Consider the following 586-nt stretch of genomic DNA (forward strand, 5'->3'; position numbering starts at 1 on the left):
AGACTGCTCCACCCCGCGACAATAATATTAATATTTAATGGAGGAGGAAGAGGGATTCGAACCCCCGCGCGGTATGACCCGCCTGTCGGTTTTCAAGACCGATCCCTTCAGCCAAACTTGGGTATTCCTCCATGTTAAATATGAAGCTAATGGTGGACCTTGTAGGACTCGAACCTACGACCGGACGGTTATGAGCCGTCTGCTCTAACCAGCTGAGCTAAAGGTCCAAGTTAATGTAATATTACCAATATGATTAAAAACTGTCTGTCCCCATCTCAGAAAGCTTATTCAAGCAGCAGCTCGATGGGTACAACTCGTAGCTTATTCATGGATGCTTTGCTCGTTGCTCTAACCAGCTGAGCTAAAGGTCCAAGTTAAAAAAATCAATGATTATTTGGTAGCGGCGGAGGGGATCGAACCCCCGACCTTACGGGTATGAACCGTACGCTCTAGCCAGCTGAGCTACACCGCCATAATATCATTTTTAAATTGTTGGTGGAGTCTAGGGGGATCGAACCCCTGACCTCCTGCGTGCAAAGCAGGCGCTCTCCCAGCTGAGCTAAGACCCCATAGGTTATAAGAAGAA

At 47.8% G+C, this 586-nt stretch carries 4 tRNA genes; all 4 read right to left on the minus strand.

The window, feature by feature from the left end:
* Positions 1-38 precede the first annotated feature (38 nt).
* A tRNA-Ser gene (locus ACJ004_RS30140) sits at positions 39-131 on the minus strand.
* A 19-nt stretch (positions 132-150) separates the two neighbouring features.
* Positions 151-227, minus strand: a tRNA-Ile gene (locus ACJ004_RS30145).
* A gap of 168 nt (positions 228-395) precedes the next feature.
* Positions 396-472, minus strand: a tRNA-Met gene (locus ACJ004_RS30150).
* 21 nt (positions 473-493) lie between these two features.
* Positions 494-569 (minus strand) — tRNA-Ala (locus ACJ004_RS30155).
* Positions 570-586 lie beyond the last annotated feature (17 nt).

The sequence above is a fragment of the Neobacillus sp. 204 genome, assembly GCF_046562815.1.
In the GTDB taxonomy this organism is placed as follows: domain Bacteria; phylum Bacillota; class Bacilli; order Bacillales; family Cytobacillaceae; genus Neobacillus.